Below are 25750 nucleotides of genomic sequence, written 5' to 3'. Positions count from 1 at the left end.
CCCTACACACCTACAGTGGACGCACCGGCCCGTTGCGCACCTCGCGCCGGGGCTGGGCAGGCCGCTCCTGCTGCGCCTCGGGCCGGACGTATCCGTTGATATGCAAGGAAACCGAGCGCAGCGATCCGGTGTCGGCCCCGGCAAGGTCGGCGACGTGCAGCGTCCAGGTTCCGTCCACAGGTTCGGTGAGCAGCGACCGCAGCGGGCTCGCGCCGCGGAAGCTGCCGGTGAACGGGGCCTCCGCCGAGCTGACCGAGTCGAAGGACCGCTCGGCGTCATCGGTGAACACCACCTGGCACAGGTTGTTGCCGGAGGCTCCGTTGCGCTGGAACAGGGTCGCGCTCCGCCCGGAAGGCGCGGTGAGCGTGCCGACCAGATCGCCCACATAGGAGTGATTGATGCCCACCGTGGTGGATTCCGGGTCGGTGCCGCACTCGGTGCCGTCCACCGAAACCGACAGCCGCGCGGCCCAGCCCACCTCCGCGACCTCGAGCGGGACGCTGATCCCTTCCGCGTCGTCGTCAGGGATCGGCACCGCGGCCCCGGTGTAGGCGAAGTCGCGGACCTCGTCGGACGGCCTGCCGACCGGGATCGGGAAGCTCGCGGTGGTGGGCGAGTACCTGCCGACGAAGGTCACCCTGGCCCGCAGCTCCACCGGCGCACCTGGCTCGTGTGCCGCGGGCACGCTGACGGTGAAGTCGTTCGCCACCGTCTGGCCCTGGCTGATCGTGCCGTACGCCCTGGCCCGCGGGGACACCGTCACCCCCGGCGTCGGGGAGGTGAGCACCACGCTGGTGGACACCGCCGGGCCGTCCCCTTCGTTGCGTACCGGCAGGCGCACCGTGGCGGTGCCGCCCGGTTCGAGGTAGTCGCTCCCGTCCGGGGTCACCGTCGGCGCCTGCGCGCCCGCCACGGGTTGCGGGGTGGCGCCGGTGTAGGCCAGCACCCGGTCGGCCAGCAGTACCCCTGCCCCGCTCACGCCGTCGGTGCCCTGCGGTCCGATGTCGACGGCCGTGCGCAGCAACGCCTCCCGGACCTCGGCCGCGGGCAGCCCGGGATTGCCGGACAGCACCAGCGCCGCGATCGCCGCGGCATGCGGGGCCGCGGCGGAGGTGCCGAAGAACGGGTCGAATCCGGACACGCTGGTCCGTACCCCGTCGGCCGCGGTCACCTCCGGCTTCTGCCGCAGCTCGCCGCCGGTGGAGGACACGTCACCCGGGGTGATCGGGGTGCCGTCCGCCTGGTAGAACACCCGGCGCGGGCCGTCCGCGGTGAACCGCTCCAGCTTGCTTGCCCCGCCGAAGGAACCGGGGAACGGGCCGGCCGGGTTCGGTGGGTCGCCGGGCTCCAGCGGCCGCCCGAACGGCGCCGCGGCCGGGGTCGCCGCCACGCTGACGGCGTTCCGCGCCGCGGAGTGCCCGAACGTGGCCCCCGGGGTGGTGTAGGCACGCAGGCCGTCCGCGGAGTCGCTGAACCGGCCGCGCAGCGCGGACAGCGAGAGGTAGCGGTCCGCTCCGGAGTACTTGACCACCGCCAGCCGCAACCCGGACCCGCCGAACACCGGCGTGTTCAGCCGCTCGTAGGGATCCTGGGTGCCGTTCTGGGTGTCCTGGCTCATCGCCACCAGATTGCCCGCGCCGTCGAAGAGGTACAGGTCGTAGTCGCTGCTCGCGCCGCCAAGTGGATCCGACCAGAACAGGGTGACCGGCAGCGATCCCGGCGAGTGCTCCGAGATCGGCTGGAAGATCTGGGTTCCGTCGGCGCCTGCGAAGTCATGCGCCGCACCGGCGAACTTGCCTGCCTGCTGCCCGGAGTCGACGAAGTCGCCCTCCCAGTGCCCAGCGGTGCCGTCCAGGGTGTTGCCCTGGTTACCCGCCGAGGAGAAGTACAGTGCGCCGTGGGCGGTCACCTCGTTCACCGCCTGCGCGATGATCCAGTCCTGGAACGGGGACTCCTTGAAGTACAGCACGTCATCCACGATGACGTCGCAGCCCGCGTCGAACCGCAGCGCGCGGATGTTGTCGGCGAATCCGGCATCCGAACCGAAGGCCGTGGCGAAGCCGAGCTCGGCGCCCGGCGCGAGGTCGTGCAGGATCTCCAGCATGGCGGTGCCCTCGTCCCCGCTTCCCGCCTGCCCCGGCAGCACGTCCACATCGGGCAGCTCCCCGCGGGCCTGGGAGGCCGCCAGCGAGGCGACCCCGTCGGAGAGCGCGCAGATCTTGGTGCCGACGCCGGTGACCCCGTAGCGCAGCCGCGCGGTGTCCACATTGTGCGTCCGGTCGCCTTCGCTGGTGACGGTCTGGGCCCTGGCTCCGAGCGCGGCGCGCAGCTCGGCATCCACCCGGCGTGCTGTGTCCTCTTTGGACTCCGCGCGGGCCGCCCCTGCCGGTCCCTGGCCCGGCGCCTGCTCGCGGTTGGTCATCGCCTCGGTGGCCAGCTCGACGGCGCGCACCTCGGCCCGCCTTGCCACCGTGCTGACGGCGGGCAGTGGCAGTTCCGCCCGCACGCTGCCGAGGCGCCGCGACACGGTACGGGTGCTGCCCCCTGCCGCGCGTATCGCGGCCAGTAGCTCGCCGGACACCTTGTCAGCCCGGATGTCCACGGTTACCGCGCCGGATCGGGAGACCTCCACCCCGGTGTGCAGCGTGGACAGCGCCGAGCTCGTCATCCGTCCGCCGCGGCGCCGCTGTTCGAGCAGCAGCCTGCTGTCCACTTTGGCCTCTACGGCGGACTGCGCGCGCTTCAGCTGCTGCAGCGCGGCGATCTGCCGGATCATCTTGTCCGAGAAGTTCCCCCGCGGGGGTTCCTGGCTCGCCGCCGCTGGCGTAGCCAGGCCGAACGCGACGGCAAGGCATGCCGCCACCACGACTCCTCGTCTTCGCCGAACTGAACGCACGGACGCCTCCCTCGGGTAGGCGCGTGCCCCGACTCACGCGAGCTCCTGCCGGCGGTTACCGGCCGAAACAATCTACGCACCAGCGGTGTCCGGGGGACAGCGGCCTTTTGTGTGCCGACCGAACGGCGGCAGAAGCTGATCTCAAAGCACGAAGGATTCCGACCACGGCTGGGCCGCCCGGCCGGAGACGGAGTCCAGCAGGCTCACCGCCTGCTTGTCGGTCAGCGAGGACACGAAGTCCACCACCGCCCGGCCGCGGGCCAGGGCGTGCACCTCGTCGGCGCCGCGCACCGGCTCCCCGGTGGCACCGATCAGCAGGTCGGGCGCGTCATCGGCCAGTGCGGAGTACTCCGCGTGCGCCAGCTCCACCAGATCGTGCAGCCTGCGCGGCAACCGGGACACCTCGTCCCGGTCGACCAGCCAGGCGTCGAGCGCGTCCACCAGCGTCGCCAGCAGGCTCGCCTGCCCACGCTGGTGCAGGGCCAGATCCGGGCGGAGCAGGACGAACCGCCGGTGCACGAACTTCAGCACCTGCACCTCGTGCCACTGGGCCGCGCCGAGCAGCACGTGCCCGGACCGGGTGGATGGCGAGCCGGTCATCAGCACCCCGTATACCAGCCGCGAGGTCCACCGCGCGGAGAAGGTGGCCAGCGCCTGCTCGGCCTCGATGGAGCCGTCGAAGGGGGTGGCCAGCAGTTCGTCCACCAGTTCGGTGCGCACGGTGGCCACGGCCTGGATGAATGCCTCGTCGTCCACGATCCAGCCGTCCTTGGCGTGCAGCCTGCGGCGCAGCCACTCCAGGGAGTACCCGGGCCTGCGGCTCTCCGCGGCCAGCCTGCCGGAGTCCAGCGCGGCGAACCCGGCCAGGTCGGTGGCCCAGCGGGTGAGCTCGGCCGCGACCGGTGCATGCTGCAGCACCCCGATCCGGTGGAAGTCCTGCAGGTCGTGGATGGCGTAGGCGATGTCGTCGGCGGTGTCCATCACCGAGGCCTCCACGGTCTGCTGCCAGTCCGCCACGGCCCCCGCGAACGGCTCCCGTGCCCGCTTCAGGTCGGCGAGCTCGGTGGCGTAGGCGGAGAACTTGCTCGAGCCGGTGCCGGGGGCGTCCGCGGGCTCGGCGGCGCCGCGCGGCGGGATGCGCATCCCGGCCGGATGGGCCTGCGGGTAGTGCAGCCGCAGCCACGGGTACTTCAGCACCGCAGCCCGCACCGCGGCGGTGAGGTCGAGGCCGACCGCGGAGGGGCCGCGCACGTCGGTGGTGGTGATGATGCGGTAGCTCTGGGCGTTGCCCTCGAACCCGTCGGCGAGCCCGTAGCGGTGCCGGGCGATCCGGTCGAGCACCCGCTCCCCCAGATGGCCGAACGGGGGGTGGCCGAGGTCGTGCGCGAGCGCCGCGGCCTCGGCCACGTCCGGATCGCAGCCGCCGAGCCGCTCGGCCAGGGCGCGGTCCCGCTCGCCTTCCTGGATACGCTCGGCGATCGCCCTGGCCACCTGGGCCACCTTCAGGCTGTGCGTGAGCCGGTTGTGCAGCAGGCCCGCGCCCGCGGCACTCACCACCTGGGTGACCCCGCCGAGCCGGGCGAAGAAGGGGGATCCCGCTATCCGGTCGCGGTCGCGCCGGTAGGGGCTGGCCGCCAGATCGGAGAATCCGCCCGCCACGGCCACCGTGTCCACGGTGCCGTCCCGGCGGCGTGCCCTGGGGTCCTCGTCCTCGACCGGCAGCGGTTGACCATCCATAGCTGCACCGTATACTTCCGTCACTCGGACGGCGGAATGGGTGGTTTCCGCCCATTCATTTGCGAGCATCTGACTCACTGCTCGATTTCCCCGTGAATCGATAACAATTACGCCTGCGGTTCCGTTGACCCGGGGATGGCCGCGCGGTGAACATTCCTCGACATACCCGGTGATCTTGGCGCGAACCCGGCATTATTTCGCGCGTGGGTGAATCGCCGAATCCCGTTCGTTTCGCCTTCCAGCCGTTGTACAGCCTGAACACCGGCGGGGTGGTGGCGCTGGAGGCGCTTGCCCGCCCGCCGGCAGGCCAGGTCCGCGACCTGCTCGCCGGTGCCCTGCGCAAAGGCAGGCTGGTGCAGGTCGACATCACGCTGGCCGCGCAGGCCGTCGACGAGGAAGCGCGACACCAGACGCTCCTGCCGTTGCACCTGAACGTCACCGCATGCACGGCGGCCGCGCCGGCCGCCGTCTTCGACCCGCTGCTCAAGGCGCTGGCCAATGCCGGCAGGCGGCCCCGCGAGGTCGTGCTCGAGATCGGCCCCCCTTTCCACGGCGTCGCGCAGGCCACGCTGCGGGAGGGGATGCAGCGGCTGACCGAGCTCGGGTTCCGGCTGGCCTTCGACGGCCTCGGCCGCGGTGACCTGCCGCTGGACCTGCTCGCCTCCACCCCGGTCGACCTGGTGAAACTCGATCGCACGCTGCTGAACCGGTTACCCGATGAGCCCGCCGCGGTCGCCGTGGTCGAGGCGCTCACGCACTACGCGAGCCGGCTGGAGCTGCGGCTGGTCGCGACCGGGATCGAACAGACCGAACAGCTGACCGCCATGCGCAAGCTCGGCGTGCGGATCGCGCAGGGCAACCTGTTCAACGCCGCGAGGGACTCCGGCTCGTGGACCGCGGGGGCACTCGCCTCCGAGGCCGCCGAGCAGACCGGCCCGATCGTGGCCTCCGCGGGGACCACCCAGCGGGTGGCCGACTTCCTCCGCCCGGCCACCACCTTGCCTGCCACCGCGACCTGCGAGGAGGTCCGCGAGGTACTGGTGGACAACGACGCACCGACCGGGATCGTCGGGCTGGACGAGCACCAGCGGCCGCAGTGGTCGATCGACCGCAGCCGGTTCCTGATCGCGGTCACCGGGCCGTACGGGCACGCGCTGCACGCCAAGCGGCCCGCGGCCCGGCTGGCCGACGCCCCGCACGCCATCCGCGCCGACGCGGGCGCGCTGGAGCTGCTGAACCTGGTCAACGACGCGGACTGGGGCCGCACCGGGGACGACGTGGTGGTGACCGACGGTCAGGGCCGCTGCCTCGGGGTGGTGCTGGTCAACGAGGTGGTGCGCGGGGTTGCCGAGTCCAAGATCGAGGAGGCCGCCGCGCTCAGCCCGCTCACCAGGCTGCCCGGCAGCGACACCATCGCCCGCGATGTCGATCGCCGGATCGCGGGGCACGAGGCGATGGTGGTGGCCTGGCTGGACATCGACGCCTTCAAGGTCGTCAACGACACGGTCGGGTTCGCCGCGGGCGACGACCTGATCCGGGACATCGGCAGGGCGCTGACCGAACTCGTCGGGGACCTGGACCGGCTGACCGTCAGCCATGTGGGCGGGGACGACTTCCTGCTCGCCTGCGATGTGGAGGAGATCGCCACAGTCGCCAACCGGATGCTGGACGCGACCTGGACGATCGAGGGCATGACGGTGACCGTCTCGCTGGCCACCCTCGCCTGCGGTAGCGGCTCGATCTCCTCCTACCGGGAGGTCTCCCGGATGCTGGCGCCGCTGAAGAAGCGGGCCAAGGAAGTCGGCGGGTCGAGCTGGGTGCTTGGCAGGCCGGGGTCGGAGCGGGTGGAGGTGCTGCGCGGCCTCGGCAGGCACGGCATGGCCGCCCGCCAGCGCCCGGCCAGCTGAGCCCCGCAGCGGGGCTAGCCGGTGACCGGGATGAACCCGGACTCGTACGCGCGGATCACCGCCTGGGTACGATCCCGCGCGCCCAGCTTGGCCAGCAGGTTGCCGACATGCGTCTTGACCGTCTGCACGCCGAGATAGAGCTCGCCCGCGATCTCCACATTGGACAACCCCTTGGCCATCAGCCGCAGCACATCGGCCTCCCGCTCGGTCAGCCCGGCATCGGCGAGCCGGTCAAGGCCCGCACCGGGGCTGTGCCGCGCCGCCAGCCTGCGGATGGCGGCGGGGAACAGCAGCGACTCCCCGGCGGCGACCGTGCGCACCGCTGCGACGATCTCCTCCGGGCGGGCGCGTTTCAGCAGGAAACCGCTGGCCCCGGCGCGCAGCGCGTCGTAGACGTAGTCGTCGTTCTCGAAGGTGGTCACCACCACCACCTTGGGCGGCGCGTCCAGCACCGACATCAGGTGCTCGGTCGCCCTGATCCCGTCCACCGAGGGCATCCGCACATCCATCAGCACCACGGCCGGGCGCAGCCTGCCGACCAGGCCGGGTACCTCGGCGCCGTCCGCGGCCTCCCCGAGCACGGTGAGGTCCGGCTCCACGTCCAGTACCGCGCGCAGCCCGGCCCGGACCAGCTGCTCGTCGTCGACCAGCAGGATGCCGATCGGGTCCGCTTCGGTCACGTGCCACTCCCCCGCTCCGTGTGTGTCGGCAGCCGCACGGCCACCTCCCAGGTATCGCCCACCCGGCCGGCGCGCAGGTCCCCGCCGAGGATCTCGGCCCGTTCGGCCACGCCACGCAGGCCGCTGCCACCCCCGCGGCGGCCGGGACGGACCGCCGCGGACGGCGCGCCCGCATCCACCGGGTTGGTCACGACCAGCTCCAGCTCACCCTCCGCGGCGGCCAGCCGCAGTTCGACCGGAACCTTACCGGCGTGCCGGAGCACGTTGGTCAGGCATTCCTGCACGATGCGGTAGGCCTCCCTGGAGATCACCTGCGGCACCGACTCGAGGTCGTCCGGCAGCCGCGCGTCGATGGTGACACCGGCCATCCTGGTCGCCGACAACAGCGCGGGCAGGTCGGTGAGCCCGGCCTGCGTGGCCTTGCCCGCGGGTTCCTCGCGCAGCACGCCCAGCACGTAGTCCAGGTCGTCCAGCGCGGCGCGGGCGGAGTCCTCGATGGCCCGCAGCGCCTGCTCGGCCACCTCGGGGTCGCGGCGGAGGGTGCGGCGGGCGGCGCCTGCCTGGATGGTCACCACGCTCAACGCGTGCCCGACCGAGTCGTGCAGCTCCCTGGCGAGCCGGTTGCGCTCGGTCAGCGTCTCGGCCTGCCGCTCCAGTTCCGCGATCCGCTCCCCCGCGGGCAGCCCGAGCAGCAGCTTCGCCGCGCGGGCCAGCAATGCGCCGGATCCGGCGACGACATAGAACAGTCCCAGCATCAGCAGCAGCAGGACCAGCGGGATCCAGGAGCTTTCCCAGCCACGGGGCACCTGCTGGCCCGCGCCGAAGCCGAAGTTCGCCCTTCCGGTGAACGGGGCGGCCACGGACAGGGTGAACATCAACGGCACGGACAGGGTCAGGAAGCTGACCGCGCCGCCGAGCAGCACGTGCAGCATGAACATCGCGCTGGACCGCAACCGGGTCGGCCAGCCCCTTGCCGGGCCGAAGGTGACCCCCGGTACCGGATCGTCCAGCAGTTCCCGCACCGCCGTGCCCTCCAGCACCCGGACGGCGGGGATGAACGAGGACAGCAGCATCGCGCTGAGCACGGCGATCGAGCCTGCGATCACGACCGTGCCCGCGCTCTGCCGCTCCAGGCTCAGCACCGAGGGCAGCACCACGGTCGCGAACAGCAGGTACGGCACCAGCAGGGCGCCGCCGAGGATCAGATACGCCCATCGACGGTAGGTCGAGGCACTCGCCACCGGGCCGAACAACCGTCGCACCACCACGGGATGATCGTCGCAGACCGCCCCGCGCGCCGCCTCCCTCCGCTGCGGGAACCGTCCCGGTACCGGGGAGGGAACTCGCCCGGCCGGGCCGCGCGACGGCATCTCGCCGCGGTTCAGCGCGGTTCGGGACTGTTCCCGGCGGCCGGTGGCGCTGCGTTCCGGTGTTCCCAGGAGACTTCTGCGGAATTCGATCGACAGGCGTTAACTTCCGGGCGGTTCTGGCACACCCTGGCGATTACCCGAACGCACTTCACATTCCCCCATTTCTCTTATTTCGCCGCCGGGGGTGGCCGCGTAGAGTTGCGGCCTGCACTCGAACAGATACCCACAGCATTCGTCCGTTCGGGTGTGAACCGAGGAGGTGACCCCCTGTGCCAGCGGATGCCGGACGGCTCCGCAACGGCCCGCTCCAGGAGATCTTCTGGACCAGGACGGGCCTGCTGCTCCTCGCCCTGTTGCTGATCTCCGGGGCTTCCATGGTGCTGGCCAGCACCATGGAAGCGGGCGCTGGGAAGGACTTCGTCAACGCGGTGGGCTCGGGAACGCTCATCACGGCCGTGGTCGGGTTCGGCCAGACCCTGATCACGGCGACCGCGGCCCGGCGTGCCCTGGTGACGCCGGTGGTCGAGGAGAGCAGGCGGGCGCTGCGGGAACTCAGCGAGGAGTACCGGTCGCTGAACAAGGAGTTCTTCCCCACCGACGTGTTCGAGGCCAGCAGCGAGCCGAACCCGGCCTTCAACAAGTTGATGATGCGCGACCTGCGCGACACCAAGCAGTACTTCTTCCGCGGCTTCTCCGGGCGACACGCGGCGGCGCGGCTGCTGCTCTCGCACGCCGAGCGGGAGGTACGGGTGATCATCGCCGACCCGCGGGACAACACCACGGTCGGCGGCCGGACGCGCTACCTGCTCCGGCACGAGGGCGCCGAGGCGGACTTCGACGCGATCCAGAAACGGCTGGACGACGAGATCTGGATGGGCGTCGTCGGGCTGTACCTCGCCCGCAGCCGGTGCACCAGGGTGGACATCACGGTGCTTGCGGACCCGCCGCTGGACCGGCTGGAGCTGTTCGACGCCAGCGCCTGGATCACCCTGTACAGCAACGCCGCCGAGGCGAGCACGCTGTACCCACGAACCCTGCGTTTCTCCGAGGGCTCGTTCATCTACGGCATGGAACGCACCGAGTTCCTCCGGCTGTGCAACTCGCGAACCGAACGCCATTTCCAGCTGACCCCGAACACGACCGAGAGCGATTTTCTCGCGCTGTTCGAGCAAATCACGGGATGGCGCCCGACGGAACGAGAGCTTCAGGAGCTGACGACCGCTTTCCATGCTTTTCTGCAAGAATTCTCCATCGCCGCCGAAATCGGGAGCTGATAATCTTGCTCACTCGCGTGCCCCTGCTCACCGGCCTGGCCGAGGAGCTGCGCAGCGCCGAGTTCCCCCTGACCGAGCACTGGCGCACGGTCGACGAGTGGTTCCAGCAGCTGCTGGGCCCCTGCGACCTGCGCGCGGAGCTGGCCGGCTACCTGCGCGAACTGCCTGCCGAGCAGGCGCGGACCGTGACCACCCGGTCCCGGGAGACGACCACGCACTTCGCCTGGTGCCTGCTGGACCGACCGGAGGACCCCTTCTCGTTCTGGCTGCACGAATACAAGCCGCAGCGCGACTGGCGGCAAGGCTATGCGGACTCGGTGCACAACCACAGGTACCACTTCTGCACCACGATCCTGCACGGTGCCTACGAGCACGAGCGGTATGACACCGAGCTGGATCCGGACAGCAGGCTGATCCGCTCGGCCGCGCTGCGCAGGCGAACCCTCTGCCAGGAGGGCGCGGCCGGCGCGATGCTCGCACACGAGTTCCACCGGATCCCCCGTGCCGCCGACGACACCATGACCTTCCTGGTGAAATCACGCCCGGTAACCGAGTGGAGCCTCTCCTATGATCCCGTCACCGGATCGAGTCATCGGCACGTACCCGTCGAAAGTCGATTGGGGGCCCTGATCCAGCGAATCTGAATACAGTAGCGCGCCAGGACGTCTACGATCGCACTCCACCCGCCCATAAGACCGGCCGGGATCGGAGGGGTCCATGCGCGCTCACAACACCACTGCCGACGGCACCACGCTGGCTGAAGGCACGGTATCCCAGACCGCCCTCGCGGTGATCGAGCACAGGGTACGGCAGCTGTGCCGGCGCTACGCCGAACGGCTACCGTTCCACGGCTGGCACCACGTCGACTTCGTGCGCAGCAAGGCGGTGGAGTTCGCCGGCCAGAACGGCGCGGACGTCGCCGTGGTGGAGGCGGCCGCGCTGCTGCACGACGTCAACTACCTGGTGCTGCGTAACTCGCCCGCGGCCGCGGGCCGGGACCTGCGGCTGGGCGTGCTGGCCGACGCCGCGGTACCCGCCGGTTACGCCCGGTGGATCGACGAGATCATCGACGAGGCCGAGATGGCCACCAGGGGCAGGCATATCTCGGTGGAGGCGCAGGCGCTCAGCGATGCCGACACCCTGTTCAAGGCCCTGCCGGTGACCCCGGTGATGCTGGCGCACCGGTACCTGCACGAGAACGGGATCAGCCTGCGCGAGCTGGCGCACAAGATCGTCGGCGAGCAGTGCGATGTGCACGACGAGGGGTACTACTTCTACAACCCCGAGGCCGCGGCGACCTACTCCCGCTGGGCGATGGCCAACCTCGAACTCTGGCAGTGCATCAAGGAGTCACTGGACGACACGGCCGTCCAGCACCTGCTCACCCAGCTCCCCCAAGCCTCCTGACCCCCGTGACCGCTGTGAGTGGCCCGTTCGCTGCGAAAGTGCAGGGAACGGGCCACTCACAGCATTGAGCTAGACCGTGAAGCCGAGGGCGCGGAGTTGCTCGCGGCCGTCCTCGGTGATCTTCTCCGGACCCCACGGGGGCATCCAGACCCAGTTGATCCGGAAGTCCTTGACCAGGCCGGCACCGCCGGTGAGCACCGAGGCGGTCTGGTCCTCGATCACGTCGGTCAGCGGGCAGGCCGCCGAGGTCAGGGTCATGTCGATGGTGGCGGTGTTGTCCTGCTCCACCCGGATGTCGTAGACCAGCCCCAGGTCGACCACGTTGATGCCGAGTTCGGGGTCGACCACATCGCGCATGGCCTCCTCGAGGTCCTCGACCTTGGCCACATCGGCCGTCTCGGCGGCCGGACGCACCTGCTCGGGCAGGTCCTCCGCGGTGCGCCCTTCCCGGTGCCCGGAGTCCTCGGGCCGAGTCTGGGTCTGGGTCTGTTCCTCGCTCATCAGACTTGCACTCCGTTCGTGGCCTTGTCCGTCGTCTGGCCCAGTGCGTCCTTGAAGGCCATCCAGCCGAGCAGCGCGCACTTCACCCTGGCCGGGTACTTCGCCACACCGGCGAAGGCGATGCCGTCGTCCAGCACGTCCTCATCCGGCTCGACCTGGCCGCGCCCCTGCATCAGCTCGACGAAGGCCTCCATCGTCGTCAACGCCTCTTCCACCGTGTGCCCGACGACCAGATCCGTCAAGACGGAGGTGGCGGCCTGGCTGATCGAGCACCCCTGCCCCTCGTAGGACACGTCCTCGACCCGCTCGCCGTCCAGCTTCACCCGCAGGGTCACCTCGTCCCCGCAGGTCGGGTTGACCTGGAAGGACTCGCCGTCGAACGGCTCCCGCAGGCCGCGGCCGTGCGGGTTCTTGTAGTGATCCAGGATGATCTCCTGGTACATGCTCTCCAGCTGCATCGTCCTGACCTACCCGTCCGCCCCGAAGAAACGCTGTGCCTCGCGCACGCCGTTCACCAAGGCGTCCACTTCGGACAGATCGTTGTACAGGTAGAACGACGCGCGCACGCTGGCAGGCACCCCGAGCCTGCGGTGCAGCGGCCAGGCACAGTGGTGCCCGACCCGGACCGCGATCCCGAGGCTGTCCAGCACCTGCCCGGCGTCGTGCGGGTGCACCCCGTCCACGGTGAAGGACACCGCGCCGCCGCGATGCGCCAGCTCGGTGGGCCCGAGAATGCGCACCCCGGGGTTCTCGCCGAGCCCGGCCAGCGCCGCCTCGGTGAGCGTGCGCTCGTGTGCCGCCACCCGGTCCATACCGATCTCGGTGAGGTAGTCCACCGCCGCACCGAGGCCGACCGCCTGCGAGGTCATCGGCACCCCGGCCTCGAACCGCTGAGGTGGCGGGGCGAAGGTCGAACCCTCCATCCGCACCATCTCGATCATCGAGCCGCCGGTGAGGAACGGGGGCATCGCCTCCAGCAGCTCGCGCCGGCCGTAGAGCACCCCGATCCCGGCAGGCCCCAGCATCTTGTGGCCGGAGAACACGGCGAAGTCCACGCCGAGCTCACCGAGGTCCACCGGGGCATGCGGCACCGACTGGCAGGCGTCCAGCACGGTGAGCGCGCCCACCTGGCGCGCCCGCCGCACGATCGGCTCCGGCGGGTTCACCGTGCCGAGCACATTGGACTGGTGGGTGAAAGCCACCACCTTGGTGCGCTCGGTCACCAGTTCGTCCAGGTTGGACAGGTCCAACCCGCCCTCGTCGGTCACCCCGAACCAGCGCAGGGTGGCACCGGTGCGCTGGCACACCTGCTGCCAGGGAACCAGGTTCGCGTGGTGCTCCATCTCGGTCACCACGACCTCGTCCCCCGGTCCGAGCCGGAACCGCTCGGACTCCGGCCCCGCCGTACCGGCGTTGCTCATCGCGTAGGCGACCAGGTTGACGCCCTCGGTGGCGTTCTTGGTGAACACCAGCTCGCCGGGGGTGGCGCCGATGAAGTCCGCGATCCGCACCCTGGCGGCCTCGTAGGCGTCGGTGGCCTCCTCAGCCAGCTGATGCGCGCCACGGTGCACGGCCGCGTTGGCGGTCTCGGTGAACCGCCGCTCGGCGTCCAGCACCGGCGTCGGGCGCTGCGATGTCGCACCGGAGTCCAGGTACACCAGGGGTTTCCCCTCCCGCACGGTGCGGGAAAGGATCGGAAAGTCGGCGCGCAGCGTCGCGACGTCCAGCGGCAGCGAGTCAGCAAGATCAGACGCAGTGGTGGTCATCGCGCCAACTCCTCTCTCCGTGCTCGCGCTCAGGCCGGTGCCTTCTCGGTGTACTTGACGTAGCCGTTCTCCTCCAGCTCGTCGGCCAGCTCCACTCCGCCGGACTCCACGATCCGGCCGCCTGCGAACACGTGCACCCGGTCGGCCTTGATGTGCTTGAGGATCCGGGTGTAGTGCGTGATCAGCATGACGCCGACCTCGTTGTTCGCCGCGAACTCGTTGACGCCCTGGGACACCACGCGCAGCGCGTCCACGTCCAGGCCGGAGTCGGTCTCGTCCAGGATCGCGATCTTCGGCTTGAGCAGGTTCAGCTGCAGGATCTCGTGCCGCTTCTTCTCCCCGCCGGAGAAGCCCTCGTTCACGCTGCGCTCGGCGAACTCGGAGGCGATGTCCAGCTTGGACATCTCGTCCTTGACCTCCTTGACCCAGTGCCGCAGCTTCGGCGCCTCGCCGCGCACGGCGGTGGCGGCGGAACGCAGGAAGTTGGACATCGAGACGCCGGGCACCTCGACCGGGTACTGCATGGCGAGGAACAGGCCGGCGCGGGCCCGCTCATCCACGCTCATCTCCAGCACGTTCTCCCCGTCCAGCAGCACCTCGCCGGAGGTCACCTCGTACTTCGGGTGGCCGGCAACGGCGTAGGACAGGGTCGACTTGCCGGAGCCGTTCGGGCCCATGATCGCGTGGATCTCGCCCGAGCTGACCGTCAGGTCGACGCCCTTGAGGATCTCCTTGCTGCCCTCGTCGGTGACGACGCTGGCGTGCAGGTCCTTGATTTCCAGAGTGGCCATGTCTTCTTCTATCCGTCTTTCTCGTGGCAGGAGGGCTCGCTCGGCGGTCAGGCGCCGACGGCTTCCAGTTCGGCTTCGATCGCGGCTTCCAGGCGCTCGCGGACCTCGGGTACGTCGATCTTCATCAGGATCTCGTGGAAGAACCCGCGCACCACCAGCCGCCGCGCCTGCTCCTCAGGGACACCCCGCGACTGCAGGTAGAACAACTGCTCGTCGTCGAACCTTCCGGTGGCGCTGGCGTGCCCGGCACCGGCGATCTCGCCGGTCTCGATCTCCAGGTTCGGCACCGAGTCGGCCCTTGCCCCCTCGGTGAGCACCAGGTTGCGGTTCAGCTCGAAGGTGTCGGTGGCCTCGGCGGCCGCGCGGATCAGCACGTCGCCGATCCACACCGCGTGCGCGCCGTCGCCCTGCAGCGCGCCCTTGTAGACCACATTGGACTTGCAGTTCGCCACCGCGTGGTCCACGAACAGCCGGTGCTCCTGGTGCTGGCCCGCGTCGGCGAAGTACAGGCCGAGCAGTTCGACATCGCCGCCCTTGTCGGCGAAGGTCGCGGTCGGCGAGACCCGCACCAGGTCGCCGCCGAGGGTGACCACGGTGTGCCTGAGCGTCGCGTCCCGGCCCAGCCGCAGATGCTGCTCGGAGACGTGCACCGCGTCATCGGCCCAGTCCTGCACGCTGACCACGGTCAGCTTCGCGGAGTCGCCGATCACGAACTCCACGTTGTCCGCGTACGTGCCGGAACCCACATGGTCGAGCACCACGACGCCCTCGGCAAAGGGCTCCAGCCGGACCTGCAGGTGCCCGTAGGCCACCTTGCCCTCGCCCGGCCCGGTCAGCCGCAGCACCGTGGGCTTGGAGGTCTTGGTCTCCTTCGGCACGGTCACCAGGGTGGCCGCGGGGAAGGAACTGTAGGCCTGCGCAGCGATCCGGTCGCTGGGCTCACCCGCCGCGCCGAGCCTGGCGTCGTCGCGGGCCACCGTCTCCACGATCACCTCGGGCGCGGCCTCGGTGTCCAGCTTGACCTCGCCGGTGGCGGCCGCGGAGCCGTCGTGCAGGCCCCGCAGCCGCTTCATCGGCGTGAACCGCCAGTTCTCCTCGCGGCCGCCGGGCACCTCGAACGCCTCGACATCGTAGGAGGTGAACCGCTCGCCGCGGGAGGCCTGTGGCACCACAGGCTCCTCCCGCATGGCGGAGGCAACGTTGTTCTCAGCCACCGTCATCTCAGCCGACGGCTCCTTCCATCTGCAGTTCGATCAGGCGGTTCAGCTCCAGCGCGTACTCCATCGGCAGCTCACGCGCGATCGGCTCGACGAACCCGCGCACCACCATCGCCATCGCCTCGTCCTCGGTGAGGCCGCGCGACATCAGGTAGAACAGCTGGTCCTCACTCACCTTGGAGACCGTGGCCTCGTGGCCCATGGACACGTCGTCGTTGCGGATGTCCACATAGGGGTATGTGTCCGAGCGGGACACGGTGTCCACCAGCAGCGCGTCGCACTTCACCGTGGACCGGGAGTGGTGCGCCCGCTTGGCCACCTTCACCAGCCCGCGGTAGGAGGTGCGGCCACCGCCCCGTGCCACCGACTTGGAGACGATGGTGGAGGAGGTGTGCGGCGCCATGTGCTCCATCTTCGCGCCGGCGTCCTGGTGCTGACCCTCGCCGGCGAAGGCCACCGAGAGCACCTCGCCCTTGGCGTGCTCGCCCATCAGGAACACCGAGGGGTACTTCATGGTGACCTTGGAGCCGATGTTGCCGTCGACCCACTCCATGGTGGCGCCCTCTTCGGCCTTGGCCCGCTTGGTGACCAGGTTGTAGACGTTGTTCGACCAGTTCTGGATCGTCGTGTAGCGGCAGCGGGCGCCCTTCTTCACGACGATCTCCACCACCGCGGAGTGCAGCGAGTCGGACTGGTAGATCGGCGCCGTGCAGCCCTCGACGTAGTGCACGTAGGCGTCCTCGTCCACGACGATCAGGGTCCGCTCGAACTGGCCCATGTTCTCGGTGTTGATCCGGAAGTAGGCCTGCAGCGGGATGTCCACGTGCACACCCTTCGGCACGTAGATGAACGAGCCGCCGGACCAGACCGCGGTGTTCAGCGCGGAGAACTTGTTGTCGCCTGCCGGGATGACCGAGCCGAAGTACTCCCGGAACAGCTCCGGGTGCTCGCGCAGCCCGGTGTCGGTGTCCATGAAGATGACACCCTGCTGCTCCAGGTCCTCGCGGATCTGGTGGTAGACCACCTCGGACTCGTACTGCGCGGCGACGCCGGCGACCAGGCGCTGCTTCTCCGCCTCCGGGATGCCGAGCCTGTCGTAGGTGTTGCGGATGTCCTCGGGCAGGTCCTCCCAGCTGGTCGCCTGCTGCTCGGTCGACCGCACGAAGTACTTGATCGTGTCGAAGTCGATCCCGGAAAGGTCCGCGCCCCAGTTCGGCATCGGCTTACGGTCGAAAAGCTTCAGCGCCTTCAGGCGCGCGTCACGCATCCACTCCGGCTCGGACTTCTTCGCCGAGATGTCACGGACGACATCCTCGTCGACCCCGCGGCGCGCGCTGGCGCCCGCGGTGTCGGAGTCCGCCCAGCCGTACGCGTACTTGCCAAGAGAGTCGATGGTCTCTTCCTGGCTCAGTGGCGCTGTGGTGGGAGTGCGCTGCTCGGCAGCGGCAGTCATGCGGGATTCCCTCCATTCGCAGATCCTGCGTTTCGTCTCCCCGGCCGCTTCGCGTCCGGGTTACCCGCCGGGGAGACGGGTACGTGCGTGGTGCACGCGGCGTCCCCGCGTGCGATCGTCGCCAGCCGCTGCACGTGCGTTCCGAGCAGCTGCGCGAAAGCCTCCGTCTCGGCCTCGCACAACTGCGGGAACTCGGCGGCGACGTGGGCCACCGGGCAGTGGTGCTGGCAGAGTTGCTCGCCCGCACCGACCTGACGCGTCGACGCAGCGTAACCCTCCCTGGTCAGTGCCGCGGCGAGGGCCTCCGCCCTGGCCGCGGGCTCGCTCGCGCGGGCCACGGCCTCCCGGTGCGGCTCGACCAGTGAGGCCATCCGGCGCTGCGCGAACGTGCGCACCGCGTCCTCGCCCGCGTGCTCGGCGAGGAACCGGATCGCCGCCACGGCCAGGTCGTCGTAGGCGTGCCCGAACCGGGCCCTTCCGGACTCGGTCAGCAGGAACTGCTTCGCCGGCCTGCCGCGGCCGCGCGGGACCCGCCGGGAGGCCTGCCGTGTCTCCGCCTCGCCGTCGGTGAGCAGGGCGTCCAGATGCCTGCGCACCGCGGTGGGACTGATTCCCAGCTGCTCGGCGACCGCCACGGCGGTCATCGGCCCCTGCTCCAGCAGTAGCCTGGCGACCTCGTGCCGGGTCCGCCCCTCGGCCGTAACCTGCACAGGGACAGCACCGTCCGCGGGGCGGGGCGTGCCGCCCCCCTGGTCCGGGGCGTCCTGCTTTTTCACAACATAAGTGTGTCGTATTTCCGGGCCGAGGGCAAAGATCGGCGCGGGCGTGGTGACCTGACTCACGCGCCTGCCCGGATGGATACAGTTCTCCCCGTGGCTGTTGGCAAGGACGAGGCGCGGCGGCGTGCCGGCGATGGCGTCAGGACGGACGCCGCGCCGGAGGACGGCCGCTCGGAGGACGGCACGGTCACCACCCGCTCCCCGGTCCGGCCGCGGGCTGCCGAGCCGCTGGACGGCACCGAGCAGCGAGCGCTGCGGGTGGTGCGCTACGTCGGCACGGTGGGCGCGCTGTTCCTCGCCTTCGGCTCGCTCGGCGCGGGCGCGGCGCCGGTGATCAACCCGGTGTTCGAGGTGCCGGTGCTGCGGGTGTTCGCCCGGATCCCGACGGTCTCGCTGGCGATCGCCTTCGCCGGGATGGGCCTGCTGGTGTTCGGCTGGCTGATGCTCGGCCGGTTCGCGCGGCCGACCAGGGCCCGGCTGGCCAGCAAGGCACAGCTGCACCGCACGCTGGCCATGTGGGTGGCGCCGCTGCTGCTGATCCCGCCGCTGTTCTCCCGGGACGTCTACAGCTACCTGGCGCAGAGCGAGATCGTGCACCGCGGGATGGACCCCTACTCGCTGGGGCCCGCCGAGGCGCTCGGCGTCGGCGACCCGCTCACCATGGGCGTTTCCAACATGTGGCGGGAGACCCCCGCGCCCTACGGCCCACTGTTCCTGCAGATCGGCAGCTGGCTGTCCGGGATCGTCGGCTACGACGTCGCCACCGGCGTGCTGCTGCACCGCGCGGTCGCGCTGGTCGGGGTCGGGCTGATCGTATGGGCGCTGCCCCGGCTGGCCCACCGGTTCGGCGTGCAGCCCGCCACCGCGCTGTGGCTCGGCGCGCTCAACCCGCTGGTGCTGTTCCACCTGATCGCCGGGGCGCACAACGAGGCACTGGGGATCGGGCTGATGGTGGCCGGGCTGGAGATCGGCATCCGGCGGCTGCCGGTACGGGTGCAGGGCGACACTCCGCCACCGCTGGCCCGCGGGGAACTGCCGTTCATCGTGCTCGGCGCGACGGTCATCACCCTCGGCGCCATGGTGAAGCTGAACGCGGTCTGGGCACTCGGCTTCTTCGGCGTGATGATCGCAAGGCGCTGGCACGGCCGGATCGTGGACCTGCTGCGGGCCGCCGCGCTGATGACCGCGATCTGCGCCGTGGTCACCCTGGCGGTGAGCCTGGGCACCGGGCTGGGCTTCGGCTGGATCGGCGCGCTGCTGAACACCGCGGGCCTGGTCTGGAGCTGGATCTCCCCGGTAACCGAGCTGGCCCAGGTCGGCGGCATCCTCGGGATCGCCCTCGGGCTGGGCAACCACACCGGGGCGCTGGTGGCCATCCTCGGCATGCTGGGCTACGGCCTCGGCGTGCTGATCACGATCAAGTTCCTGTGGGACAGCTTCCGCTGGCGCTACCGCCCGATCATCGGCCTCGGCGTCTCGCTGGGCGCCACCGCGATGCTGATGGTGTCGATGCAGCCGTGGTACCTGCTCTGGGCGGTAATCCCGCTGGCCGCATCGGCCGGTACCTCGCGCTTCCGGGTGGCCGCGACGGCGGTGAGCGTGGTGCTGCCGTTCCTGATTCCGCCCACCGGCAGCACCTTCGACGGCCGCGCCTACATCCTGCCGCAGGCCTACCTCGCGGGTGCCGTGGTGATCGCGCTCACCCTGCTGCTGATCCGCCGCACGGCGCCCATGCTGCTGGAACGTCCCAAGCGGACGCCGCACGTGGCCGCGCAGGAGCAAGCCGTACCCTAGGAATTTGTGAGTGTCCCCGCCGTCGAGATCACCGGGCTGGTGAAACGCTTCGGTTCCACCACCGCCGTCGACGGCCTCGACCTGGACATGCCCCGCGGCAGCCTGCTCGCCCTGCTGGGACCGAACGGCGCAGGCAAGACCACCACGGTCGAGGCCTGCGAAGGGTTCCTGTGCCCGGACGCGGGGACGGTCCGGGTACTCGGCCTCGACCCGGTGCGCGAGAGCGCCGCGCTGCGGCCCCGGATCGGGGTGATGCCGCAGGGCGGCGGCGCCTATCCCGGGGTGCGGGCCGAGGAGATGCTGCGGCTGGTGGCCACCTGCGCGGCCCGGCCGCTGGACGTCGGCTGGCTGCTGGAGGTGCTCGGCCTCGGCCCGGCAAGGCGGGTTCCGTTCAAGCGCCTCTCCGGTGGGCAGCAGCAGCGGCTTTCCCTTGCCTGCGCGCTGGTCGGCAGGCCGGAACTGGTGTTCCTGGACGAACCGACCGCCGGGATGGACCCGCAGGCGCGCAGGCTGGTCTGGGACCTGCTCGGGGCGCTGCGCACGGACGGGGTGAGTGTGCTGCTCACCACGCACCTGATGGAGGAGGCCGAGGCGCTCGCCGACGAGGTGATGATCATCGACGGTGGCCGGGTGGTCGTGCGGGGCGCGCCGAGCGCGCTGACCACCGAGCGGGCGGATGCCGCACAGCTGCGGTTCCGGGCGCGGCCCGGCCTGGACACCGGGCTGCTGGCGGCGGCCCTGCCCGAGGGCTATCTGGTGCGCGAGTCCGCGCCGGGGGCGTACCGGGTGGAAGGGCTGGTCGATCCGCAGGTGGTGTCCACCGTCACTGCCTGGTGCGCGCGGCACGGGGTACTGGCCGAGGAACTGCAGGTGGGCAGGCGCGACCTGGAGGAGGTCTTCCTCGAGCTGACCGGAAAGGAACTGCGAGGATGACCACCGTGACCCGCACGGCCGACGAGGCTCGCTTCTCCCCCGGCACCTTCACCCCGGCGCCGGGGCGAGGCGGCCTCGGCCGGATGCTGCGCACCCAGGCCAGGGTGGAAGCGGCCATGACCCTGCGGCACGGCGAGCAGGTGCTGCTCACCCTGCTGATCCCGCTGGCGCTGCTGGCCGGGCTCACCCTGCTGGACGTCCTGCCAACCGGCGACCTCGGCACGACGTCCAAAGTGGACTGGGTAACCCCGAGGATCCTGGCGCTGGCCGTGATGTCCTCGGCGTTCACCGGCCAGGCCATCGCGCTCGGCTTCGACCGGCGCTACGGCGTGCTGAAGCGCCTCGCGGCCACCGCACTGCCCCGCTGGCTGCTGGTGGCGGGCAGGGTGGTCGCCGCACTGGTGGTGGTGGCCCTGCAGATGCTGGTGCTCGGTGTGGTCGCGGGCCTGCTCGGCTGGTCCCCCGCCGCAGGCGGGCTGCTGTCCGCGGCACTGCTGGTGCTGCTGGGCACCCTGGCCTTCGGGGCGCTCGGCGTGCTGCTCGGCGGGGCGCTCAGGGCCGAGGCGGTGCTGGCACTGGCCAACGTGGTCTGGTTCGTGCTGCTACTCGCGGGCGGCATCCTGCTCGCACCCGCGGCCCTGCCCGGCCCGATAGCGGACATCGTGCTACTGCTGCCATCCGGCGCGCTCGCCGAGGGCCTGCGCTCGGCGCTGGTGGACGGCACCTTCTCCGGTTATCCACTGCTCGTGCTCGCCGGCTGGGCCGTCGCCGCGGCCGCGCTCGCCACCCGCACCACCCGGCTCACCTAGGGAAGTCCATTGCAGCGCCTGAACTCACTCGTCGCCCGCCTGCCCTACCCCTCGGCCGCCGTCCAGCGGGCCGTCGCGATCGCCGCCATCGTCACCCAGGGCGGGATCGGGGTCACCGGTTCCGTCGTGCGGGTCACCGGCTCCGGTCTCGGCTGCCCAACCTGGCCGCAGTGCGTCTCCGGCAGCATGTTCCCTGCCGAGCATCCCGAGTACGCCACGCTGAACCAGTGGATCGAGTTCGGCAACCGGATGCTGACCGGGGTGGTGATCCTGGTCGCCGCGCTGTGCGTGCTGGCGGCGTGGCGGATCTGGCTGGAGCAGCCGGGCAGGCGGCGGCTGCTGGCGCTGGCCTGGACCATGCCGCTGGGCGTGGTCACCCAGGCCGTGGTCGGCGGAATCACCGTGATGGCCGGGCTGCTGTGGTGGACGGTCGCGATCCATTTCCTCGCCTCCACCCCGCTGGTGTGGCTGGCCGTGCTGCTGCACCGCGCCTTCCGCGAGGGGGACGAGCCGCCGCGGTGGCGGGTGCCGGTTGCCGGGCGACGGCTGCTGGTGGCGCTGGCGGTCTCGCTGGGCTGTGTCCTGGTCGCCGGGACCACGGTGACCGGCGCGGGCCCGCACGGCGGCGATCCGGACACCCCGCGGCTGCAGGCTCCGATCGAGACCCTCGCGCGGATCCACGGCGGTTTCCTGGTGCTGTACCTGCTGGCGCTCGCGCTGTTCGGCCTGCTGCTGTGGCGCGCGGGCGGGAACGCGCGGCTGTGGAAGACCTACGGGGTCACCTGGCTGGTCGCGCTGGCCCAGGGTGGCCTCGGCACGCTGCAGTACGAACTCGGCGTGCCGGAGGCGCTGGTCTCCCTGCACGTCCTCGGCTCGGCGCTGGTGATCGTCGCCACGGCCACGCTGTGGTGCGCCGCCCGCGACCGGGGTCCCGTCCCGGCCCGGCCCGCGGCGTCCGCGGAAACCCAGCCGGCGGCCATCGGCTGAGCTCCGGCAAGCAAGGCGTCACGCGGTCGTAAGGCACGGGCGACATACTCGCCAGTGCCTGCGGTTAGGCTTGGCTTGCCGGTCACACGTCCCCGATGTCCGGTTTCGGTTCCGTTTTCCCGTCCCCCCGATTCGAGGTCACACCGAACCATGAGTGTCACATCCTCCCCTGCCGACCAGCGGAGCAATCCCAAGCCCCTCGTCTCGGGCGAGCGTTCCACCGCCCAGATGATCGTCCTGAAGACCTTCCTGCTGGTCCCGTTCATCGCGTTGCTGGTGGCGATCCCGTTCGCCTGGGGATGGGGCATCAACTGGGTGGACCTGGTACTCGCGATCGCCTTCTACACCGTCGCCACCCTCGGGGTTACGGTCGGTTACCACCGTTACTTCACGCACGGGGCGTTCAAGGCGGGCCGCCCGCTGCGGATCGCGCTGGCCATCGCGGGCAGCATGGCGGTGCAGGGCTCGGTGATCTTCTGGGTGGCCAGCCACCGGCGGCACCACGCCTTCGCCGACCGGGAGGGTGACCCGCACTCGCCGTGGCTGTTCGGCAGCTCCCCGGTCGCGCTGGCCAGGGGGTTCTGGCACGCACACATGGGCTGGATGTTCCGGCGTGAGGTCACCAACTACGACCGGTTCGCCCCCGACCTGGTCGCCGACGCCGACCTGCGCATGGTGAACCGCTATTTCGCGCTGTGGATCGTGCTCAGCCTCGGGCTGCCCGCCGTGCTCGGCGGCCTGCTCACCTGGTCGCTGTGGGGGGCGGTGACCGCGTTCTTCTGGGCCGGGCTGGTGCGGATCGCCTTCCTGCACCATGTGACCTGGTCGGTGAACTCGATCTGCCACATGGTCGGTTCCCGCCCGTTCGCCAGCAGGGACAAGGCCGCGAACTTCTGGCCACTGGCCATCCTGTCCATGGGCGAGTCCTGGCACAACTCGCATCACGCGGACCCGACCTGCGCCCGGCACGGGGTGCTGCGCGGCCAGATCGACATCTCCGCCCGGCTGATCTGGATGTTCGAGAAGTTCGGCTGGGCCCGCAACGTCCGCTGGCCGAAGCCCGAGCGGCTGGCCGCCAAGCGTATCACCCCAGCGTAACCACCCCTGCCCCAGTAATTACTTACAGTAGCTGGCGGACGGCGGAAGCGAAGCGGAGCGGGGCGGCGGGGTCGGCGTAGGAGAAGCCCAGCGATGGCTCGGTGAGTTCCAGCTCGAGCAGGGCTGGCGCGCCCCCGGCGGTGCGGACCAGGTCGACCCTGGCGTAGAGCAGGTCGGCCCTGCGCAGCCCGCGCAGGCCGCAGGCGGCGTCCAGCACGTCCTCGGCCAGCCGCCGGAAACTCGGCTCCGGCTCGGCGACACCGAGGCGCTCGGAACGGTACAGCCCGGACCCGTCCAGATCGGACCCGGTGAGCATCGCGCCCTTGGTGAAGGCATGCGAGTAGACCCCGCCGAAGAACACCAGCGCGGTCTCACCCTCGGCGTCCACATGGGCCTGATATGGCTGGAGCAGCGCGGTGTGGCCGGTGCCGTGCAGCCCCGCGAGGTGCTCGGCCGCGGCTTCGGTCTCGTCCGCGGCGAACCGCGCGGCGCCGATCGACCCGACCCCGATACTGGGCTTGAGCACGAACTCCGCATCCGGCCAGCGCGGGGTGCCGCCCGGCGGGATCAGCTCGGTCGGCACGATGGCCACCCCGGCCCCGGCCAGGTCGGCCAGGTAGCTCTTGTCGGTGTTCCAGCGCACGACGCCTGCCGGGTTGCACAGCCTCGGCACCGCAGCACACCAGTCCAGGAACTCGCCGAGCCGGTCGGTGTAGTCCCAGGTCGCACGCAGGATGGCCAGCCCGGATGCGAAGTCCACCTCCGGGTCGTCCCAGACCGCCCAGCGGGCGCGCACCCCGAGGTCCGCCAGCGCGGGCAGCACCGCGCGCTCGTCCCCGTCCCCCTCGGGCAGCTTGCGGCAGCCGACCAGGATCGCCTCGGCGCTCACGCCCGCGTCCAGGAGGCGGCCATCCGGCGGCGATGCCGGGCGCCGATCTCGGTGGCGTTCACCGTGTCCGCGTCCCAGCTGGACAGCTCCAGTTCGTCCACCGCGGCCACCAGAGCCTCGCCGGTCGCCGGGGCGGGTACCAGCACGTCGCCGAGGGCGCCGTCCTTGCCGACCAGCACCACCCTGGCGCCGCCGCGTCCGATGGGCTCCACCACGGCCCGGGAGGGTTTCCCGTGCTGGGTGACGAACTGCCGGGCGGCCGCGAGCTGGCGACGGGTCGGCTCGGGGGTCTTCTCGGTGTTCTCGGTGTCAGCCACGAGGCGAGTCTAGGGGCCACCGGCCCGGGGATGTGGAACATCGTGGCCCCGGCCATAGTTGTCACCGGCGGCAGGAAGCAGGCGGCAGACGAAGGCAGGGAGAAGGTATGCCCACGGCAGTACGCGTCCAGCAGCACGGTGGCCCCGAGGTGCTCGAGGTGGCCGAGGTGGACCCGGCAGAACCCGGGCCGGGTGAGCTGGCCATCGAGGTGGCCGCCGCGGGGGTCAACTACATCGACACCTACCTGCGCAGCGGTATCTACCCGCACGACCTGCCGTTCACCCTCGGCCAGGAGGGCGCGGGCAGGGTCACCGCCGTGGGCGGCGAGGCCGACGGGTTCGCGGTGGGTGACCGGGTCGCCTGGCAGGGCGTGCTCGGCGGTTACGCGCAGCAGGCGGTGCTCCCCGCGGCCTCGGCGGTGCGCGTCCCGGACGGGGTTTCCGACGAAACCGCGGCGGCGGTGATGCTGCAGGGGATGACGGCGCACTACCTGGTGGCATCCACCTACCCGGTCCAGCCCGGCGACACGGTGCTGGTGCACGCGGCGGCGGGCGGGGTAGGGCTGCTGCTGGTCCAGCTGGCCAAGGCCCGTGGCGCGCGGGTACTGGGCACGGTGTCCACCGCGGAGAAGGAGCAGCTGGCCCGCGAGGCGGGCGCCGACGAGGTGATCCGCTACACCGAGACCGACTTCGCCGAGCAGGTGCGGAAGCTGACCGGCGGCGAGGGGGTGGCCGTAGTATACGACGGGGTCGGCCGGTCCACGGTGGACGGCAGCCTGGCCAGCCTCCGGCCGCGCGGCATGCTGGCGCTGTTCGGGGCGGCGAGCGGCCCGGTGCCGCCGCTCGACCCGCAGCGGCTCAACGCGGCGGGTTCGGTGTTCCTCACCCGGCCTTCCCTTCCGCACTACACCGCCACCCGGGATGAGCTGGACTGGCGGGCGCGCGAGGTGTTCGACGCCGTGACCGGCGGCTCGCTGCGGGTCCGGATCGGCGGCAGCTACCCGCTGTCCGAAGCCCGCAGGGCACACGAGGACCTGGAAGGCCGCCGCACCACCGGCAAACTCCTCCTGCTCCCCTGACCGACTGGAGGTGCAGGAAAAAGGGCTGCGGCGGGTGAAGGGAACCGGGAATCATGGGCGCTCCCG

General features: G+C 70.9%; 23 protein-coding genes. 10 read left to right on the top strand and 13 right to left on the bottom strand.

What is annotated here, in order from left to right; genetic code table 11:
* Window positions 1-10 precede the first annotated feature (10 nt).
* Both KOI47_RS14565 and KOI47_RS14560 read right to left on the bottom strand, forming a co-directional pair.
* Window positions 11-2776: a S8 family serine peptidase gene (locus tag KOI47_RS14565; protein WP_216217313.1), complete on the bottom strand. Its 2766-nt coding sequence runs from the start codon at window positions 2774-2776 to the stop codon at window positions 11-13.
* 261 nt (window positions 2777-3037) lie between these two features.
* Entirely contained in the window at window positions 3038-4633 is a 1596-nt protein-coding gene (locus KOI47_RS14560) for a deoxyguanosinetriphosphate triphosphohydrolase family protein (RefSeq protein ID WP_216216493.1), read from the bottom strand.
* Window positions 4634-4836: 203 nt separating this feature from the next.
* Between KOI47_RS14560 and KOI47_RS14555 the strand changes: the two genes are divergently transcribed.
* Window positions 4837-6540, top strand: coding sequence for a GGDEF domain-containing protein (locus KOI47_RS14555; RefSeq protein WP_216216492.1), 1704 nt, complete (start codon window positions 4837-4839; stop codon window positions 6538-6540).
* Between the two features lie 14 nt (window positions 6541-6554).
* Here KOI47_RS14555 and KOI47_RS14550 read toward each other — a convergent pair whose 3' ends face one another.
* Both KOI47_RS14550 and KOI47_RS14545 read right to left on the bottom strand, forming a co-directional pair.
* The gene (locus KOI47_RS14550) at window positions 6555-7220 is read right to left on the bottom strand and encodes a response regulator (RefSeq protein ID WP_216216491.1); all 666 of its coding nucleotides are present in this window, start codon (window positions 7218-7220) and stop codon (window positions 6555-6557) included.
* Window positions 7217-8485, bottom strand: coding sequence for a sensor histidine kinase (locus tag KOI47_RS14545; protein ID WP_232376739.1), 1269 nt, complete (start codon window positions 8483-8485; stop codon window positions 7217-7219). Before KOI47_RS14545 ends, KOI47_RS14550 begins: the two co-directional genes overlap by 4 nt.
* Window positions 8486-8859: 374 nt before the next feature.
* Between KOI47_RS14545 and KOI47_RS14540 the strand changes: the two genes are divergently transcribed.
* The 3 genes from KOI47_RS14540 to KOI47_RS14530 all read left to right on the top strand — a co-directional run bounded on the left by KOI47_RS14540 (window position 8860) and on the right by KOI47_RS14530 (window position 11271).
* On the top strand, window positions 8860-9864 hold the full coding sequence (locus tag KOI47_RS14540) for a hypothetical protein (protein ID WP_216216489.1): 1005 nt from the start codon (window positions 8860-8862) through the stop codon (window positions 9862-9864).
* Window positions 9865-9869: 5 nt separating this feature from the next.
* Window positions 9870-10508 (top strand): hypothetical protein, encoded by a 639-nt coding sequence (locus KOI47_RS14535; protein WP_216216488.1) that lies wholly within the window; start codon window positions 9870-9872, stop codon window positions 10506-10508.
* 73 nt (window positions 10509-10581) lie between these two features.
* Window positions 10582-11271 carry an HD family phosphohydrolase gene (locus tag KOI47_RS14530; protein ID WP_216216487.1) on the top strand — a complete coding sequence of 230 codons (690 nt, stop codon included), beginning with the start codon at window positions 10582-10584 and terminating at the stop codon, window positions 11269-11271.
* A gap of 69 nt (window positions 11272-11340) precedes the next feature.
* On the opposite strand, the gene KOI47_RS14525 is transcribed toward KOI47_RS14530, so the two are convergent.
* The 7 genes from KOI47_RS14525 to KOI47_RS14495 are packed head-to-tail and all read right to left on the bottom strand — an operon-like array spanning window position 11341 to window position 17775.
* Window positions 11341-11772 carry a metal-sulfur cluster assembly factor gene (locus tag KOI47_RS14525; RefSeq protein WP_216216486.1) on the bottom strand — a complete coding sequence of 144 codons (432 nt, stop codon included), beginning with the start codon at window positions 11770-11772 and terminating at the stop codon, window positions 11341-11343.
* Window positions 11772-12230, bottom strand: a complete 459-nt coding sequence (sufU, locus tag KOI47_RS14520) for a Fe-S cluster assembly sulfur transfer protein SufU (RefSeq protein WP_216216485.1) — start codon at window positions 12228-12230, stop codon at window positions 11772-11774. Before sufU ends, KOI47_RS14525 begins: the two co-directional genes overlap by 1 nt.
* A gap of 9 nt (window positions 12231-12239) precedes the next feature.
* Entirely contained in the window at window positions 12240-13538 is a 1299-nt protein-coding gene (locus tag KOI47_RS14515; RefSeq protein WP_216216484.1) for a cysteine desulfurase, read from the bottom strand.
* Between the two features lie 29 nt (window positions 13539-13567).
* Complete coding sequence (gene sufC / locus KOI47_RS14510; protein WP_216216483.1) at window positions 13568-14329, bottom strand: Fe-S cluster assembly ATPase SufC; 762 nt, start codon at window positions 14327-14329, stop codon at window positions 13568-13570.
* Between the two features lie 47 nt (window positions 14330-14376).
* On the bottom strand, window positions 14377-15549 hold the full coding sequence (gene sufD, locus KOI47_RS14505; RefSeq protein WP_216216482.1) for a Fe-S cluster assembly protein SufD: 1173 nt from the start codon (window positions 15547-15549) through the stop codon (window positions 14377-14379).
* Window position 15550: 1 nt separating this feature from the next.
* Window positions 15551-16999: a Fe-S cluster assembly protein SufB gene (gene sufB / locus KOI47_RS14500; protein WP_216216481.1), complete on the bottom strand. Its 1449-nt coding sequence runs from the start codon at window positions 16997-16999 to the stop codon at window positions 15551-15553.
* The gene (locus KOI47_RS14495) at window positions 16996-17775 is read right to left on the bottom strand and encodes a helix-turn-helix transcriptional regulator (protein ID WP_216216480.1); all 780 of its coding nucleotides are present in this window, start codon (window positions 17773-17775) and stop codon (window positions 16996-16998) included. Before KOI47_RS14495 ends, sufB begins: the two co-directional genes overlap by 4 nt.
* Before the next feature lie 78 nt (window positions 17776-17853).
* Between KOI47_RS14495 and mptB the strand changes: the two genes are divergently transcribed.
* From mptB to KOI47_RS14470, 5 genes are all read left to right on the top strand, one after another.
* On the top strand, window positions 17854-19572 hold the full coding sequence (mptB, locus tag KOI47_RS14490) for a polyprenol phosphomannose-dependent alpha 1,6 mannosyltransferase MptB (protein WP_216216479.1): 1719 nt from the start codon (window positions 17854-17856) through the stop codon (window positions 19570-19572).
* A gap of 6 nt (window positions 19573-19578) precedes the next feature.
* On the top strand, window positions 19579-20505 hold the full coding sequence (locus KOI47_RS14485; protein WP_216216478.1) for an ABC transporter ATP-binding protein: 927 nt from the start codon (window positions 19579-19581) through the stop codon (window positions 20503-20505).
* Window positions 20502-21314 carry an ABC transporter permease gene (locus KOI47_RS14480; RefSeq protein ID WP_216216477.1) on the top strand — a complete coding sequence of 271 codons (813 nt, stop codon included), beginning with the start codon at window positions 20502-20504 and terminating at the stop codon, window positions 21312-21314. Before KOI47_RS14485 ends, KOI47_RS14480 begins: the two co-directional genes overlap by 4 nt.
* A gap of 9 nt (window positions 21315-21323) precedes the next feature.
* Complete coding sequence (locus KOI47_RS14475) at window positions 21324-22301, top strand: COX15/CtaA family protein (protein ID WP_216216476.1); 978 nt, start codon at window positions 21324-21326, stop codon at window positions 22299-22301.
* Window positions 22302-22451: 150 nt separating this feature from the next.
* Window positions 22452-23399: an acyl-CoA desaturase gene (locus KOI47_RS14470; RefSeq protein ID WP_216216475.1), complete on the top strand. Its 948-nt coding sequence runs from the start codon at window positions 22452-22454 to the stop codon at window positions 23397-23399.
* 22 nt (window positions 23400-23421) lie between these two features.
* On the opposite strand, the gene KOI47_RS14465 is transcribed toward KOI47_RS14470, so the two are convergent.
* Together KOI47_RS14465 and KOI47_RS14460 are read right to left on the bottom strand one after the other, a co-directional pair.
* The gene (locus KOI47_RS14465; protein ID WP_216216474.1) at window positions 23422-24288 is read right to left on the bottom strand and encodes an ATP-grasp domain-containing protein; all 867 of its coding nucleotides are present in this window, start codon (window positions 24286-24288) and stop codon (window positions 23422-23424) included.
* Entirely contained in the window at window positions 24285-24605 is a 321-nt protein-coding gene (locus KOI47_RS14460) for a hypothetical protein (RefSeq protein ID WP_216216473.1), read from the bottom strand. Before KOI47_RS14460 ends, KOI47_RS14465 begins: the two co-directional genes overlap by 4 nt.
* A gap of 107 nt (window positions 24606-24712) precedes the next feature.
* On the opposite strand from KOI47_RS14460, the gene KOI47_RS14455 reads away from it, so the two are divergent.
* Entirely contained in the window at window positions 24713-25684 is a 972-nt protein-coding gene (locus KOI47_RS14455) for a quinone oxidoreductase family protein (protein ID WP_216216472.1), read from the top strand.
* Window positions 25685-25750: the final 66 nt, after the last annotated feature.

The sequence above is a fragment of the Amycolatopsis aidingensis genome, from assembly GCF_018885265.1.
GTDB classification, from domain to species: Bacteria; Actinomycetota; Actinomycetes; order Mycobacteriales; family Pseudonocardiaceae; genus Amycolatopsis; species Amycolatopsis aidingensis.
Note: the sequence above shows the minus strand (reverse complement) of the source record. Positions and strands in the feature narration are given on the sequence as shown.